The sequence below is a fragment of the Corynebacterium tuberculostearicum genome, from assembly GCF_046097465.1.
Taxonomy (GTDB): Bacteria; Actinomycetota; Actinomycetes; order Mycobacteriales; family Mycobacteriaceae; genus Corynebacterium; species Corynebacterium tuberculostearicum_I.
Genome location: NZ_CP175799.1, coordinates 519,028 through 534,156 on the forward strand (window position 1 = coordinate 519,028; position 15,129 = coordinate 534,156).

At 59.5% G+C, this 15,129-nt stretch carries 20 protein-coding genes; 18 read left to right on the forward strand and 2 right to left on the reverse strand.

Annotation, left to right across the window (positions count from 1 at the left end):
• Positions 1-67 precede the first annotated feature (67 nt).
• From rpsH to ACKFRX_RS02535, 7 genes are all read left to right on the forward strand, one after another.
• Entirely contained in the window at positions 68-451 is a 384-nt protein-coding gene (rpsH, locus tag ACKFRX_RS02505; RefSeq protein ID WP_005322799.1) for a 30S ribosomal protein S8, read from the forward strand.
• A 15-nt stretch (positions 452-466) separates the two neighbouring features.
• The gene (gene rplF / locus ACKFRX_RS02510; RefSeq protein WP_005322792.1) at positions 467-1,003 is read left to right on the forward strand and encodes a 50S ribosomal protein L6; all 537 of its coding nucleotides are present in this window, start codon (positions 467-469) and stop codon (positions 1,001-1,003) included.
• A 3-nt stretch (positions 1,004-1,006) separates the two neighbouring features.
• Positions 1,007-1,408: a 50S ribosomal protein L18 gene (gene rplR, locus ACKFRX_RS02515; protein ID WP_408927124.1), complete on the forward strand. Its 402-nt coding sequence runs from the start codon at positions 1,007-1,009 to the stop codon at positions 1,406-1,408.
• 40 nt (positions 1,409-1,448) lie between these two features.
• A complete protein-coding gene (gene rpsE, locus ACKFRX_RS02520; protein ID WP_005322780.1) occupies positions 1,449-2,072 on the forward strand; it encodes a 30S ribosomal protein S5 in 624 nt (207 codons plus the stop codon).
• Positions 2,073-2,075: 3 nt separating this feature from the next.
• Complete coding sequence (gene rpmD / locus ACKFRX_RS02525) at positions 2,076-2,261, forward strand: 50S ribosomal protein L30 (protein ID WP_023020587.1); 186 nt, start codon at positions 2,076-2,078, stop codon at positions 2,259-2,261.
• Positions 2,262-2,264: 3 nt separating this feature from the next.
• Entirely contained in the window at positions 2,265-2,711 is a 447-nt protein-coding gene (gene rplO / locus ACKFRX_RS02530; RefSeq protein WP_005322777.1) for a 50S ribosomal protein L15, read from the forward strand.
• A gap of 238 nt (positions 2,712-2,949) precedes the next feature.
• Complete coding sequence (locus tag ACKFRX_RS02535; RefSeq protein ID WP_408928055.1) at positions 2,950-3,438, forward strand: hypothetical protein; 489 nt, start codon at positions 2,950-2,952, stop codon at positions 3,436-3,438.
• A 97-nt stretch (positions 3,439-3,535) separates the two neighbouring features.
• Here the strand turns inward: ACKFRX_RS02535 and ACKFRX_RS02540 are convergent, their stop codons facing one another.
• Together ACKFRX_RS02540 and ACKFRX_RS02545 are read right to left on the reverse strand one after the other, a co-directional pair.
• Positions 3,536-5,038: an FAD-binding oxidoreductase gene (locus ACKFRX_RS02540; RefSeq protein ID WP_408928056.1), complete on the reverse strand. Its 1,503-nt coding sequence runs from the start codon at positions 5,036-5,038 to the stop codon at positions 3,536-3,538.
• 11 nt (positions 5,039-5,049) lie between these two features.
• Entirely contained in the window at positions 5,050-6,357 is a 1,308-nt protein-coding gene (locus tag ACKFRX_RS02545) for a class I SAM-dependent methyltransferase (RefSeq protein ID WP_408928057.1), read from the reverse strand.
• A 375-nt stretch (positions 6,358-6,732) separates the two neighbouring features.
• Here ACKFRX_RS02545 and secY point away from each other — a divergent pair, with 375 nt between their 5' ends.
• The 11 genes from secY (at position 6,733) to truA (ending at position 15,110) form a co-directional block, all read left to right on the forward strand.
• Positions 6,733-8,058, forward strand: coding sequence for a preprotein translocase subunit SecY (gene secY, locus ACKFRX_RS02550; RefSeq protein ID WP_005322770.1), 1,326 nt, complete (start codon positions 6,733-6,735; stop codon positions 8,056-8,058).
• Positions 8,058-8,603 carry an adenylate kinase gene (locus tag ACKFRX_RS02555; protein ID WP_239228607.1) on the forward strand — a complete coding sequence of 182 codons (546 nt, stop codon included), beginning with the start codon at positions 8,058-8,060 and terminating at the stop codon, positions 8,601-8,603. Before secY ends, ACKFRX_RS02555 begins: the two co-directional genes overlap by 1 nt.
• 2 nt (positions 8,604-8,605) lie before the next feature.
• The gene (gene map, locus ACKFRX_RS02560) at positions 8,606-9,400 is read left to right on the forward strand and encodes a type I methionyl aminopeptidase (RefSeq protein WP_408928058.1); all 795 of its coding nucleotides are present in this window, start codon (positions 8,606-8,608) and stop codon (positions 9,398-9,400) included.
• Positions 9,401-9,465: 65 nt separating this feature from the next.
• Entirely contained in the window at positions 9,466-10,317 is an 852-nt protein-coding gene (locus ACKFRX_RS02565) for a L,D-transpeptidase (RefSeq protein ID WP_179387389.1), read from the forward strand.
• Between the two features lie 263 nt (positions 10,318-10,580).
• Entirely contained in the window at positions 10,581-10,799 is a 219-nt protein-coding gene (gene infA, locus ACKFRX_RS02570; RefSeq protein WP_004566852.1) for a translation initiation factor IF-1, read from the forward strand.
• 183 nt (positions 10,800-10,982) lie between these two features.
• Positions 10,983-11,351: a 30S ribosomal protein S13 gene (gene rpsM, locus ACKFRX_RS02575; RefSeq protein ID WP_005322765.1), complete on the forward strand. Its 369-nt coding sequence runs from the start codon at positions 10,983-10,985 to the stop codon at positions 11,349-11,351.
• A 3-nt stretch (positions 11,352-11,354) separates the two neighbouring features.
• On the forward strand, positions 11,355-11,759 hold the full coding sequence (gene rpsK / locus ACKFRX_RS02580; RefSeq protein ID WP_005322764.1) for a 30S ribosomal protein S11: 405 nt from the start codon (positions 11,355-11,357) through the stop codon (positions 11,757-11,759).
• Positions 11,760-11,780: 21 nt separating this feature from the next.
• Positions 11,781-12,386, forward strand: a complete 606-nt coding sequence (rpsD, locus tag ACKFRX_RS02585) for a 30S ribosomal protein S4 (protein ID WP_005322762.1) — start codon at positions 11,781-11,783, stop codon at positions 12,384-12,386.
• Positions 12,387-12,500: 114 nt separating this feature from the next.
• Complete coding sequence (locus ACKFRX_RS02590; protein ID WP_005322760.1) at positions 12,501-13,511, forward strand: DNA-directed RNA polymerase subunit alpha; 1,011 nt, start codon at positions 12,501-12,503, stop codon at positions 13,509-13,511.
• A 72-nt stretch (positions 13,512-13,583) separates the two neighbouring features.
• Positions 13,584-14,081: a 50S ribosomal protein L17 gene (gene rplQ, locus ACKFRX_RS02595; RefSeq protein WP_049360576.1), complete on the forward strand. Its 498-nt coding sequence runs from the start codon at positions 13,584-13,586 to the stop codon at positions 14,079-14,081.
• Positions 14,082-14,216: 135 nt separating this feature from the next.
• Positions 14,217-15,110 carry a tRNA pseudouridine(38-40) synthase TruA gene (gene truA / locus ACKFRX_RS02600; RefSeq protein ID WP_408928059.1) on the forward strand — a complete coding sequence of 298 codons (894 nt, stop codon included), beginning with the start codon at positions 14,217-14,219 and terminating at the stop codon, positions 15,108-15,110.
• The last annotated feature ends 19 nt before the right edge of the window (positions 15,111-15,129 follow it).

A 15,129-nucleotide genomic window follows, 5' to 3' on the forward strand; every position in this document is an offset into this window, starting at 1 on the left:
CGAAATCACACGGAGAACGCTTTGGTGAGCACGGGAACCGCAACGAGAAAGGTACACGGTCACTCATATGACTATGACTGATCCTATTGCCGACATGCTGTCGCGCGTGCGCAACGCAAGTAATGCGCACCATGACACCGTGTCGATGCCTACCTCCAAGCTGAAGGCAAACATTGCCGACATCTTGAAGCAGGAAGGCTACATCGCTGACTACACCGTCGAGGGCCACACCCTGTCCCTCGAGCTGAAGTACAATAACCGCGAGCGCTCCCTGTCTGGCCTGCGTCGCGTGTCTAAGCCGGGTCTGCGTGTGTACGCAAAGTCCACCGAACTGCCACAGGTCTTGGGCGGCCTGGGCGTGGCTATCATTTCCACGTCCCACGGCGTGCTGACTGACCGTCAGGCTGAGGAGAAGGGCGTAGGCGGAGAAGTTCTCGCCTACGTCTGGTAAAGGGAGGTTTGACACATGTCTCGAGTCGGTCTAGCACCAATCGCCGTACCTAACGGCGTCGAAATCAAGATCAACGGCCAAGACGTTGAGGTTAAGGGCCCTAAGGGCACCCAGAGCGTTAACGTTCCAGAGCCTATCGCCATCAACCTGGAAGACGGCGTACTGTCCGTCTCCCGCCCTGATGACCACCGCAAGCACCGTGCTCTGCACGGCCTGTCCCGCTCCCTGCTGAACAACGCCGTTGTTGGCGTGACCGAGGGCTACACCATCAAGATGGAAATCTTCGGTGTCGGCTACCGTGTCCAGCAGAAGGGTAAGGACCTGGAATTCAGCCTGGGCTACTCCCACCCGATCCTCATCGAGGCTCCGGAGGGAATTACCTTCGCAGTGGACGGCGCAACCAAGCTGTCCATTACCGGTATTGACAAGCAACTAGTCGGACAGATCGCCGCTAATATCCGTCGTCTGCGTAAGGACGATCCTTACAAGGGCAAGGGTATTCGCTACGAGGGCGAGCAGATCCGTCGCAAGGTCGGAAAGACGGGTAAGTAAGCAATGGCAAACACTGAAAACACCAAGCGCACTCCAGTCGGCAAGGACATTTCCTCTCGTCGTCGCGAAGCACGCGCACGCCGTCACTTCCGTATCCGTAAGACCCTGCGTGGCACCCCTGAGGCACCGCGTCTGGTTCTTCACCGCTCCTCCCGTCACATGCACGTCCAGGTCATCGATGACCTGGCAGGCCACACCCTGGTCTCCGCATCCTCCATGGAGGCGGACGTTCGTGCACTCGAGGGCGATAAGAAGGCCAAGGCTGCCAAGGTAGGCGAGCTGGTTGCCGAGCGCGCTAAGGCCGCTGGCATCGAGAACGTCGTATTTGACCGCGCAGGCTACAAGTACCACGGCCGCGTCGCTGCGCTGGCTGACGCCGCACGTGAAGGTGGTCTGAAGTTCTAATGATCATCGTCAACGGAAACATCAACGGAAGGAACGCCTAATGTCGGACCGTGAACAGCGTGACGGCGGACGCTCCGCCGAGAACAACAAGAACAACCGCGGTGGCAACGGCCGCCGCAACGATCGTCGTAACCAGCAGGACAACGAGCGCGATAAGTACATCGAGCGCGTTGTGACCATCAACCGCGTCTCCAAGACCGTTAAGGGTGGCCGCAACATGTCCTTCACCGCCCTCGTCGTCGTTGGTGACGGCCAGGGTCAGGTTGGCGTTGGCTACGGCAAGGCCAAGGAAGTCCCGGCCGCAATCCAGAAGGGCGCTGAAGAGGCTCGCAAGAACTTCTTCCGCGTTCCGATGATTGCCGGCACCATCACCCACCCGGTCGAGGGTCGCGACGCAGCTGGCATCGTCATGATGAAGCCTGCCGCACCTGGTACCGGTGTTATCGCTGGTGGTGCTGCTCGTCCAGTGCTCGAATGCGCTGGCGTGCAGGACATCCTGTCGAAGTCCCTGGGCTCCGACAATGCACTCAACGTCGTCCGCGCTACCGTGGACGGCCTCAAGCAGCTGGTCCGCCCTGAAGAGGTTGCCGCACGTCGTGGCAAGTCCATCGAAGAGGTCACCCCGGCCCGTATGCTGCGCAAGCGCGCAGGTCAGGAGGCATAAGCAATGGCTCTGAAGATTACACAGGTAAAGGGCCTGGTGGGCACCAAGCCGAACCACCGCAAGAACATTGAGGCTCTTGGCCTCAAGCGCATCGGTCAGTCCGTAGTTAAGCAGGACACCCCGATCGTTCGCGGTATGGTTCACAAGGTTCGCCACCTGGTCACCGTCGAAGAAGTGGCAGGGGAGTAAACCATGGCTGATATCATCAAGCTGCACGACCTGCGCCCAACCGCAGGAGCAAACAAGCCTAAGACCCGCGTCGGCCGCGGTGAGGCATCCAAGGGTAAGACCGCTGGTCGCGGTACCAAGGGTACCGGTGCTCGTAAGCAGGTTTCCGCTGCTTTCGAGGGTGGCCAGATGCCGATCCACATGCGTCTGCCTAAGTTGAAGGGCTTCAAGAACCCGAACCATGTTGAGTACCAGGTAGTTAACGTTGCTGACCTGGCTGAGAAGTTCGCAGATGGCGGCGACATCACCGTTGCTGACATCGCAGCTGCTGGCCTGGTCCGCGCTAACAAGCCGGTCAAGGTTCTGGGCAACGGCGACATCAACGTTAAGTTGAACGTCACCGCTGACAAGTTCTCCAAGTCTGCTGTAGAGAAGATCGAGGCTGCTGGCGGTTCCGCCAACACCAAGTAATCTCTACTAGGTAGATTTCATCCCCCTCTCCGCACACGCGGGGTAGGGGGATGTTTCCGTTTTGTAGGCATCCTAGTGCCGCTATATAACGTGGCGCCTAGGCTATGCGTGCCATTGGTGCTGAAAATAGTTGACAGGAAACCTTTATTAATAAATAAGGCTCGGGGTATAGCGATTTATATTCACGAGTGTTAGAGTTTCCCTTAGTTGAAAATCATCAAATGTTAAGGAGGCTCTTATGTCGTCTATTTCTTCCCTGCTCGCCACCGCAATTGCTGCGATTATGCCGTTTGCGGGCTCCACCGGACCGGTCGATGCTCAGGACCAGCTGTCCCAGCCGGATCCTGCTGAGACCACCCAAACCGCACCGGCCGAGGCTGGCGAGCAGACCGCTCAGGACCAGCAGCCGGGTGCGCACGCTGAGAAGGGTCGTATCACCGGTGACGAGGAAGACGTCATCAACGGTGACGCCGAGGGCACCGAAGAGGTCGATCCAGGGTTCAACGGCGGCAACTTGCAGAGCGGCAAGTTGGCCGTGCAGCGCGAGCTGGCACTTGCTACCCAGGAGGCCGGCCACGAGTTCATGAACATTGAGTTCAAGGATGATCACTCTGCCCACCTGACCTTCCCGGAGACCTATAACCCGGACAAGGACGAGGCTGCTGTGCAGCGCGTCATGGATGCGCTGAAGGTCAACGGCTATGAGAACATCACCGCTGCCTACTAAAGCGCGAAGACCCTAGATTTGGGCAAAGGAAGAGGGTGGAACGCCTGGGAAAGGCGTTCCACCCTCTGTGCGTATCAGGCCGTGCGGGGTGGGGGGGCTAGGCCTCGTCCACGGTCTTTTCGTATAGGCCAGGGAAGCGGTCATCTGGGTCGGTAACCGCCTTAATAGTCGAAGGAAGGCTGCCACCGTAGAGCTCTTCGAACTTCTCCCGGGAATAGAAGGCCTCGGAGTAGAGGGATTTGTGCCCGCCTAGCTCGTTGACCTTGGATTCGATAACTTTGTTGAAGGCGCCATTATTCGGCGCGGATGGATCGACGTGGTCGCCGTCCACGCCGGACCAGAAGCCGACGTTGACCCAGGTTTGTCCGGGGCGCAGCGGGTAGAGGGGCCATGGGTCGCCGGAGTCAGAGGCAATGTCGCCGGTGCCTACGAGCTTGTCCACGCCATCGCGCAGACGGATGGGGCACAGCCACACCGGTTGAATATCGGAGGCGTTAAAGAACCAGTGGAGGAATTCCGGCAGGTTCTCCGGTGTGACCTCAATATCCTGCACCACGCGCTCGGCGCGCGGCTTGCCGTGCGGCTTTTTGATGAAGTTATATTCCAGCTCGTACTTGCGGTCGAGGCGGACCAGCTTCCAATAGAAGGAGCTGCGGCGAAGCTCACGCGGCCACACCTTGCGCACCTTCGGGTTCTGCGCACCAAAGGCGCGCGAGCACCAGAACCAGTCGGTATCCCAGCGCCAGATGTAATCGCGGATGGTGAGGCGATCGCGGCGGATGCCCGAGGCGTGCTGGAGGCTGCGGTAGTAAATCTTGTCCCGCGTGTAATCGGAGGTTGGGCCCTCTTCATCGGTAAAGCGGGCGAAGACAAGGTAGGCCTCGTCTTCGGAAAAGACCACGCCGTCGAGGCCATGGACGGGCTCGCCGCGGTGGGTGTGGGAAGAGGCGACGTCGGCAAGCACGCGGCTTGCCTCCTCCACGGTGTGGAACCGCTCTTCGCGCAGCTCTACATAGGCGGGCACGGGTTCCAGCTCAATCTTGAGGCGCACCGCGTAGCCCAGCGAGCCATAGGAGTTGGGGAACAGGCGGAAGAGATCAACGTTGGACTCACGGGAGCAGGTGAGAATTTCGCCGGTGCCGGTGAGGACATCCATCTCCAGCACGGACTCGTGGGGGAGGCCGTTGCGGAAGCTGGTAGATTCCACGCCCATGCCAGTTACCGCACCGCCCAAAGTAATGGTCTTAAGCTGCGGGACGACGAAGGGCATGAGGCCATGGGGCAGGGTGGCATCGACTAAGTCCTCATAGGTGCACATGCCCTGCACATCGGCGGTGCGGGCAACTGGGTCGACCTCAATGACGCCGCTAAGGCCGGACACATCGAGGCCCTCCTGCTCCTCGCTGCGGCTGCGGAAGAGGTTGGAGGTCTTCTTGGCTAGGCGTACGCGCTTTCCGGCCGGGACAGCACGGAAGCTCGCCAGCAGCTTATCGACGCCCTCCTGGTGCGCCTGCCACCCCACCGGCTCAATGGGCATGGCATCCACCGGCCGCGGCTGGGCGGCGGCGAGCCGTTCGCGCAGGTTATCAATGAGAGTCATGGCACCCCTCCTTAAAAGCGGCTATCTTCCCACCAGCGGCGCTCAGGCACGCCGGCGCGGGAGCCGGCCTCGCCCAGCTTGACGCCGAGGAAGTGATACAGGTTGATGATATTGCGCTCAAAGCCCCACTCGGATCCGGCCATATAAATGCCATAGAGGCGGGCGGTGGGCAGGCCCACGGTTGCGCAGGCCTCGTCCCAATTCTCCTTCAGGTTCTCGCACCAGTCATGCAGCGTGCGCATGTAGTCAAAGCGAAGGGACTCGGTGTGGATGACTTCGAAGCCATTGTCTTGCATCGCCTTGGTGACATTGCCGGAGCCGGTGAGCTCGCCGTCCGGGAAGATATAGCGGTCAATGAAGCCGCCCTTGGGGGTCTTGTGATTATCCGGGTAGGTGATGTTGTGGTTGAGCATCAGGCCGCCGACCTTCAACTTGCCGTGCAGGAATTTGAAGAAGTCGTTGTAGTTCTTCACGCCAATGTGCTCAATAATGCCGATGGCGGAGATAGCATCGAAGCCCTCTTCGGTGATATCGCGGTAATCCATGAAGCGGACCTCCGCCAAGTCTTGGAGGCCTTCCTCCTCAATCTTGCGCTGGCCCCACTCGGCCTGTTCCTTGGATAGGGTGACGCCGATGGACTTCACGCCGCGGCGCGCCGCGTAGCGCACCATGCCGCCCCAGCCGCAGCCCACATCCAAGTGGCGGTCGCCTTCCTTGAGGCGCAGCTTGTCAAAGATCAGGCGGTACTTATTCTCCTGCGCTTCCTCTAGCGTGGCGTCTGGGGAGGGGTAGTAGGCGCAGGTATAGGTCATTGAATCGCCCAAGAAGAGCTCGTAGAAATCATTGCCCACGTCATAGTGATCAGAAATGACATCAGCATCGCGCTGTTTCGAGTGCTTGGATAGGCCGTCGTGTAGCTTGCGGCGCAACCAGGAAGCCCGCTCCACCTCAGGGACCGGCTGGATCTGGAAGGCGCCCATGGACGCTAGGGAACGAACGACGCGGGCCAGGGTCTTGGCATCCGGCTTCTGGAATTTGTCATACATGGCATGCAGCGCGTCAAAAATGCCATAGGGGTGGGCTGGGTGATCGCCATGCACCGTAATGCCGTCCGTGACATAAGCGCGCGCAAATCCCACGTCGCCGGGGTGGGTAGCGATAAAGGAGAGGCCCTCGAGACTATTAATAGTCACCTTGTACTGGGCGTCTTCCGGTCCGGTCGCGGACCCATCGAAGGCCTCCCAGCGGAAGGGGTTGGGGCTAGGGACAAAAACGTCGATGATCTCAGCAATGGTCATCGGCGTGAATTTCTTGCTCATAAGTACTTCTTTCGAAACATTTGGTTCACACCAATAACGGCCTCGAAGCGCGAAGGGCTGTGAGGTCGGAGATATTTCAGGAGAATTGCGTGTGTGCAATACCCCCTCATGGTAAACCCCAGATGCAAAACGCGCGAAAGAACAAGCAATCATGGTCACACTATTGGGTCTTAATGTGGCTATGCGGGGCAAGGCTGGTAGGGTAATGGGGTCATAAGTGTTCAACCGTCCCTGAAGGAAACCTGAATTTCCCCTAAGCTTTCTGGCGCAGGGGGTGCGGTTTCCTAGGGGTAGATGAGTTTCCACCTCCGTGAATGAATGCGAAACCCTCCCTAGATTTCGCGTTCGGCAGCGGTAGGCCAGGAGGATTTTGTAGTGTCCGCCATTGTCCAGGCTTTTAAGGATGCCGACCTGCGTAAGAAGATCATCTTCACCATCGTGATGATCATCGCGTACCGCGTCGGTGCACAGATCCCGTCCCCGGGTGTTGACTATGCGTCTATTGCTGGCCGTTTGCGCCAGTTGACCGAGCAGTCCGGTGACCTTTACTCCGTCATCAACCTCTTCTCGGGTGGTGCGCTGCTGCAGCTGTCGATCTTCGCCATCGGCATCATGCCGTACATTACGGCGTCGATTATTGTGCAGCTGCTGACTGTGGTCATTCCCCGCTTTGAGGAATTGAAGAAGGAGGGCCAATCCGGTCAGGCCAAGATGACCCAGTACACCCGCTACTTGACCCTCGCGTTGGCGTTGCTGCAATCCTCCGGCATTGTCGCGCTGGCAGACCGCGAGCAGCTGCTGGGTCAGGGCGTACAGGTCCTGGCAGCTGATCGTAACTTCTTTACCCTCATCGTCTTGGTCATCACCATGACCTCCGGCGCTGTGCTGGTGATGTGGATGGGTGAGCTCATCACCGAAAAGGGCATCGGTAACGGTATGTCCCTGCTCATCTTCGCTGGTATCGCAACTCGCCTGCCAACCGATGGTGTAAGCATCCTGCAGAACAATGGTGGACTCGTCTTCGCCATGGTCGTAGCCGGCTTGGTCATCCTGGTTGTTGGCATTACCTTCATCGAGCAGGGCCAGCGCCGCATTCCGGTTCAGTACGCAAAGCGCATGGTCGGCCGCCGCCAGTACGGTGGTTCCTCTACCTACCTGCCGCTGAAGGTCAACCAGGCCGGCGTTATCCCGGTCATCTTCGCTTCCTCCCTTATCTACATGCCGGTCCTCATTACCCAGATTGTGAACTCTGGCTCTCCCGGCACGCCAGATAACTGGTGGCAGCGCAATGTCATCGCGCACCTGCAGGCACCTTCCTCCTGGCAGTACATCGTGCTGTACTTCGTCCTGACCATCTTCTTCGCTTACTTCTATGTCTCGGTTCAGTACGATCCGGCAGAGCAGGCGGATAATATGAAGAAGTACGGCGGCTTTATTCCGGGTATTCGCCCGGGCCGTCCGACCGCGGAGTACCTTGGTTATGTGATGAACCGTCTGCTGTGCGTGGGCGCCCTGTACCTGGCAGTTATTGCCATCCTGCCGAATATCCTCTTGGATCTCGGCGTGGGCCGCTCCTCCGCCAGCGGCACGTCCGCCTTTGGTGGTACGGCCATCCTGATTATGGTCTCCGTCGCTTTGACTACGGTCAAGCAGATCGAGTCCCAGCTACTGCAATCCAACTACGAAGGACTACTTAAGTAATGCGTCTTGTACTTCTAGGACCTCCCGGTGCCGGCAAGGGCACCCAGGCAGCTATCCTCAGCGAGAAGCTAAACGTTCCGCACATCTCCACCGGCGACCTGTTCCGCGCCAATATCGGCGAGGGCACCCCGTTGGGTGTAGAGGCAAAGTCCTACATCGATGCAGGCAAGCTGGTACCTACCGACGTCACTGCCCGCATGGTCGAGGACCGCCTTAACCAGGATGACGCCAAGAATGGCTTCCTGCTGGACGGCTTCCCACGTACCACCGAGCAAGCAGACATCCTGGAGGAGCTGCTGGCTAAGAAGGGCGAGAAGCTCGACGGTGTTCTCAACTTCGAGGTCTCCGAGGATGTTGTGGTTGAGCGCATGATGGCCCGTGGCCGCGCCGACGATAACGAGGAGACCATCCGCACCCGCCTCAGTGTCTACCGCGAGGAAACCTTCCCGCTTATCGAGCACTACGGCGATGCCATCATCTCCATCAAGGCCGAAGGCACCGTGGAGGAAATCAACGCCCGTGCGATGGAAGCCCTGGGTAAGTAAGCATGGCTTTTCGACGCCGCAGTAAGCGCATCCCCGCCCGCACCCCGGGCGAGCTAGACGCCATGCAGGCCGCCGGCGAGATTGTTGGCAAGGCACTGCAGGAAGCCCGCGCTGCTGCGGCGTCTGGTGTATCTACCCTCGAGCTGGATGCGGTGGCTGAGCAGACCATTCGCGATGCCGGCGCCTATCCCACCTTCAAGGGGTACGAGGGGTTTCCGGGCTCCATCTGTGCTTCTGTTAATGACGTCATCGTGCACGGCATTCCGGATAAGGAAACCATCCTGGCAGAAGGCGACTTGGTGTCCATCGATTGCGGTGCCACGCTGGACGGTTGGGTAGGCGATAGTGCCTGGTCCTTCGCGGTGGGAGAGCTCGATGCTGATGTCGCGGCCCTCAACACGGCCACCGAGTATGTCCTTATGGAGGGCATGCAGGCTATGGTTCCGGGCAATCTGCTTACCGACGTCTCCCATGCCCTAGAGCAAGCCACCCGCCGGGCCGAGCAGAAGTTCGGCGTGGATCTTTTCATCGTGGATGGCTATGGCGGTCACGGCATTGGCCGCACCATGCACGAGGATCCTTACCTGGCCAATGAGGGGCGCCCGGGCCGTGGCCCGCTGATCCAAGAAGGCTCTGTGCTGGCCATTGAACCCATGCTAACTTTGGGCACAGAGGATTCCGCCGTGCTAGAAGATGACTGGACGGTCGTTACCCTCGATGGCTCCTTTGCCGCTCACTGGGAGCATACGGTGGCCGCGACGGCCGATGGTCCCCGTATTCTCACCCGCCGCTACTGACATTTATTCCCCGATATTGCCTGTTGCACTAGGCATACGCCCCTGAAAGGTTTATACTCACAGCCATGTCTAAATTTAGCTTCCGCAAGATCCGTGCCACGGTTGCAGCGCCCGCAGTCGCTGGCGTGATGGCCTTGAGCACCACCGTTGCGGCTCCTGCCGCTTCCGCCCAGGAGATTCCGAACCTGGATCAGCTCAGCTCCAAGGCAAATTCCGACCTCGCTCAGTTCTCTTCCCAGTCCGGACTGGACCAGCTCACCGCTGAGGCAAAGAAGCAGCTGGATAACTTCTACGGCCAGAGCCGCGAGCAGGCCTGGAATACCCGCAACCAGATCTTGGACCAGGCAGAAAAGTTCTCCCCGGAGCTGGCTCCTAGCGTCCAGACCGCTGTGGACGGCGCCGTAGAATTCCTCTTCCCAGGCTTGATTGCACAGAAAAATGAGGAAGCACGCAAGGCCCGCGAGGCCGCTGCTCGCGCCAACGCTGAGCGCGTCGCTGCCGAGAAGGCTCGTTCTGAGGCTGCAGCACGCAAGGCGGAAGCACAGCGTCGTGCTAACCAGTTCGACCGTGGCCCGTGCCCGACCGATGCGAAGGTTTGTGTCGACCTCAATGGTCGACGCACCTGGCTGCAGGATGGCGGCAAGGTGTCCTACGTGTCCCCGGCAATGTCCGCCGGCATGCGCGGTCAGGAAACCCCACGCGGTACTTTCCATGTGACCCGCAAGGTAGAGCATGAGATTTCCCGCGAGTTCAATAACGCACCGATGCCGTACTCCATCTACTTCACCAATAACGGTCACGCCTTCCACCTGGATGACCCGGCTGTTGATTCCAATGGCTGCGTTCACCTTCCGCCAGACGCTGCAAAGCGCTACTGGGATAATGTACAGGTTGGCGATAAGGTCTTTATCTACTAAGGCCCGCGCTTAAGCGAAAGCCTCATCCCCCGAACCGGCTCCCGAGAAGGAGACCTGGTTCGGGGGATTTTGCTGGCTTAGGGTGAGTGGCGGGCGAGTGAGCGGGGCGTCGGAAAGCGCAGCGGTTTGGAAAACGTGTCGCTGCAGCGTATGCTGTTAAGTCGGTGTATAGCGTCAGCGAGGCTGGCGCGGATACGCCACCGCAGTAGACAACAAACATGCAGGTGACGGCGCACTTGTCCGTCGCCAGAAAAGTAGAGGTTATGGCTAAGGAAGGCGCAATCGAGGTAGAAGGCCGCATTATCGAGCCTTTGCCCAACGCAATGTTCCGTGTCGAGCTCGACAATGGACACAAGGTTCTTGCACACATTTCTGGCAAGATGCGTCAGCACTACATTCGCATCCTCCCAGAGGATCGCGTGGTTGTAGAGCTGTCTCCTTATGACCTGACCCGCGGACGCATCGTCTACCGCTACAAGTAAAGACAGTAAGCCTCCTCACCCAAGGGTGAACCTGTAGGTTCACCCTGTCCACCTCAGGCTACGGTGGCCTGAGCCCGCACTGGTAAGCAACCCAAGGATTCCCGGCACGGTCCGGGCGAAGCGTTGCATGGAGCGGGACGGATGGGGAGAAAACCGCCGTAACAACCCGAAAGGACACGCCATATGGCACGTCTAGCTGGTGTTGACCTTCCCCGCAATAAGCGCATGGAGGTCGCTCTCACCTACATCTACGGCATCGGTCCAACCCGTGCCAAGGAACTGCTAGAAAAGACTGGCATTTCTCCTGACCTGCGCACTGACAACCTGGATGATGACCAGCTGTCGGCGCTCCGTGACGCAATTGAGGCTACCTGGAAGGTTGAGGGTGACCTCCGCCGTCAGGTTCAGGCTGATATCCGCCGCAAGATTGAAATCGGAAGCTACAAGGGTCTGCGCCACCGCCGTGGCCTGCCTGTACGTGGCCAGCGCACCAAGACCAATGCGCGCACTCGTAAGGGTCCGAAGAAGACGATCGCAGGAAAGAAGAAGTAATTCATGCCTCCAAAGACTCGTTCCGGCGCGCGCCGTTCCGGCCGTCGCGTCGTAAAGAAGAATGTGGCCCTCGGCCACGCATACATCAAGTCCACCTTCAATAACACCATCGTCTCGATCACCGATCAGACCGGTGCTGTTATCTCTTGGGCATCCTCCGGCCACGTTGGCTTCAAGGGTTCCCGTAAGTCGACTCCGTTCGCCGCTCAGATGGCAGCCGAGAACGCTGCACGCAAGGCAATGGATCACGGCATGAAGAAGGTTGACGTATTCGTCAAGGGTCCGGGCTCCGGCCGCGAGACCGCCATCCGTTCCCTGCAGGCTGCAGGCCTCGAGGTTTCCTCGATCACGGATGCAACCCCACAGCCGCACAACGGCTGCCGTCCGACCAAGCGCCGCAAGGTTTAAGGGAAAGGAAGAGGTAAGAAAATGGCTCGTTACACTGGCCCCGCTACCCGCGTATCCCGCCGTCTTCGCGTCGACTTGGTCGGCGGCGATATGGCATTCGAGCGCCGCCCGTACCCACCGGGACAGGCTGGCCGCAACCGCATCAAGGAATCTGAGTACCTGCTGCAGCTCCAGGAGAAGCAGAAGGCAAAGTACACCTACGGTGTGCTGGAGCGTCAGTTCCGTCGCTACTACGCAGAGGCTAACCGCCTCCCGGGCAAGACCGGCGATAACCTGGTTATCCTGCTCGAGTCCCGCCTGGACAACGTAGTTTACCGTGCAGGTCTGGCACGCACCCGCCGCCAGGCTCGCCAGCTTGTCTCCCACGGTCACTTCACCGTGAACGGCAAGAACATCAACGTTCCTTCCTACAAGGTCACCCAGTACGACATCATCGATGTCCGTGACCGCTCCAAGAAGATGGAATGGTTCGAAGATGCTCAGGACGCCCTCATCGATGCCAACGTACCGGCATGGCTGCAGGTTGTTCCTGATACCCTGCGCATCCTCGTGCACCAGCTGCCCGAGCGCGCTCAGATCGACATTCCGCTGCAGGAGCAGCTCATCGTCGAGCTTTACTCGAAGTAAACTGTTATACCGCACGGCCTGTAATGGTCTGGCGGATAACCAGGAATCTTCAATCCCGAAGATTTTTACCCCTCTACCGGCGTCAAATAGCGGTCGCCGAAAAGGAGAATTTCAATGCTCATTTCCCAGCGTCCTCAGCTCACCGAGGAATTCATCGACTCGTCTCGTTCCAAGTTCGTCATCGAACCGCTCGAGCCGGGCTTTGGCTACACCCTCGGTAACTCGCTGCGTCGTACGCTGCTGTCTTCCATTCCGGGTGCAGCGGTAACCTCCATCAAGATCGATGGTGTTCTCCACGAGTTCACCACCATCAACGGTGTGAAGGAAGACGTTTCCGAGATCATCTTGAACATCAAGAGCATGGTGCTTTCTTCCGACTCCGATGAGCCGGTTGTTATGTACCTGAGCAAGGAAGGCCCGGGCGATGTCACCGCGGGCGATATCCAGCCTCCGGCTGGTGTGGAGATCCACAACCCGGATCTGCACATCGCTTCCCTGAATGACACCGCCAAGCTGGACATTGAGCTCGTCGTCGAGCGCGGCCGTGGCTATGTCCCAGCCGCTCCTACCTCCGGTGAGATCGGCCGTATCCCGGTCGACCAGATTTACTCCCCGGTTCTCAAGGTCTCCTACAAGGTCGAGGCAACTCGTGTTGAGCAGCGCACCGACTTTGACAAGCTGACCATCGACGTCGAAACCAAGAACTCGATTTCTGCCCGCGATGCCCTGGCTTCCGCCGGCGGCACCCTGGTCGAGCTCTTCGGCCTGGCTCGCGAGCTGAATAACGCTGCCGAAGGCATCGAAATCGGACCCTCCCCGCAGGAGACCGAGTACATCGCTGCTTATGGCATGCCGATCGAGGACCTGAACTTCTCCGTCCGCTCTTATAACTGCCTGAAGCGTCAGGAGATCCACACCGTGGGCGAGCTTGCTGAATGCACCGAGTCCGACCTGCTGGATATCCGCAACTTCGGCCAGAAGTCGATCAATGAGGTAAAGATCAAGCTGGCTAACTTGGGCCTGGCTCTCAAGGACACCCCTGAGGACTTCGACCCGACCCAGCTCGAGGGCTATGACGCAGAAACCGGTGACTTCAAGGATCCGGCTGCTGAGGATTCCGAGTAAAGAACCCCGCTGACTTGCGGCAATGACCTAATTGCCGCGCGCTCAACTTTTACCGCATACGAGGAGTACACAATGCCAACCCCTAAGAAGGGTGCCCGTCTCGGCGGCTCCGCCAAGCAGCAGGCTCACATGCTGAGCAACTTGGCAGCCAGCCTGATCGAGCACGGCGCTATCAAGACCACCGATGCCAAGGCGAAGGTTCTTCGCCCGTACATCGAAAAGATCATCACCAAGGCTAAGTCCGGCACCGTTGCTGACCGCCGCGCAGTCCTGAAGCTCATCCCGCGCAAGGATGTTGTTTCTTACCTGTTCGACGAGGTTGCCCCGAAGTTTGAGAACCGTGAGGGCGGCTACACCCGCACCATCAAGCTGGACAACCGCGCCGGTGACAACGCCCCGATGTCCCAGATCTCCCTCGTTCTCGAGGAGACCGTGACCTCCGAGGCTAACCGCGCTACCCGCGCTGCCGCATCCAAGGCCGCAGAGGCTGAGGAAGCTAAGGCAGACGAGGCTGCTGAGACCGAGGCACCTGCCGAGGAGACCGCAGCTGAGGAGTCCGAGGAGAAGTAATTTCCCTTCGGCCCTAGCGCTTCGCCGCCGCCTTTCCCACTCGTGGGAGGGCGGCGGCTTTTTCATGTCCGCATCCCAGTAAGGGGGCGTTGCACGGCCGACCCAGCGCCGGCGGGCAGTTAATCCTCCGGTAGCATGAAGCCCACTATGACAGATGCAGCATCGACTTCCCCCGAAGGGCCGGCGGACGGGTTTGTTCGCCTGCGCTTGGACTTGGCTTATGACGGCACGGACTTTCATGGCTGGGCCAAGCAGAAGGGCGGTCTGCGCACGGTGCAAGGCGTCCTCGAAGAGAAGCTCGCGATGATTGCGCGCACGGAGGTGCCGCTTACGGTCGCTGGGCGCACGGATGCCGGCGTTCACGCTCGTGGCCAGGTGGCGCATGTGGACGTTCCCACGGAGATGCTGGCGCAGCGCTCGGTGGCGGGGGAGCCGGGGAAGCTGGTGCGTCGGCTAGCAAAGCTTCTGCCAGAAGATGTTCGGGTGCACGGCTGCGAGTTTGCCCCCGCGGGTTTTGATGCGCGGTTTTCGGCGCTGCGGCGGCGCTACGTCTATCGGATTACTACCAATCCGCGCGGCGCGCTGCCGACCCGGGCGCGGGATACTGCCGAGTGGATTAAGCCGGTGGATATCGATGCCATGCAAGAAGCCGCTACCGCCCTGGTGGGCCTGCACGATTTTGCGGCCTTTTGTAAGGCCAAGCCGAACGCCACGACCATCCGTGAATTGCAGGAATTTTCCTGGCGCGACGTTTCCACCCCCGAAGAACCGGAGCTTTTTGAGGCCCGCGTGAGCGCCGATGCGTTTTGCTGGTCGATGGTGCGCTCGCTGGTGGGCTGTTGCCTGCGCGTGGGCGAGGGGCGGCGCGATACCGACTTCGCCGCGGCACTGCTGCAGGAGACGAAGCGCTCTTCCAGCATCCCCGTGGCCCCGGCAAAGGGACTCTCGCTCGTCGCCGTTGATTACCCAGCGGCGGACAAGCTAGCCGCGCGCGCCGAGGTCACCCGCGAAAGGCGCAGCGCTGACTAACGCCCAAGTGGCAGCGGTC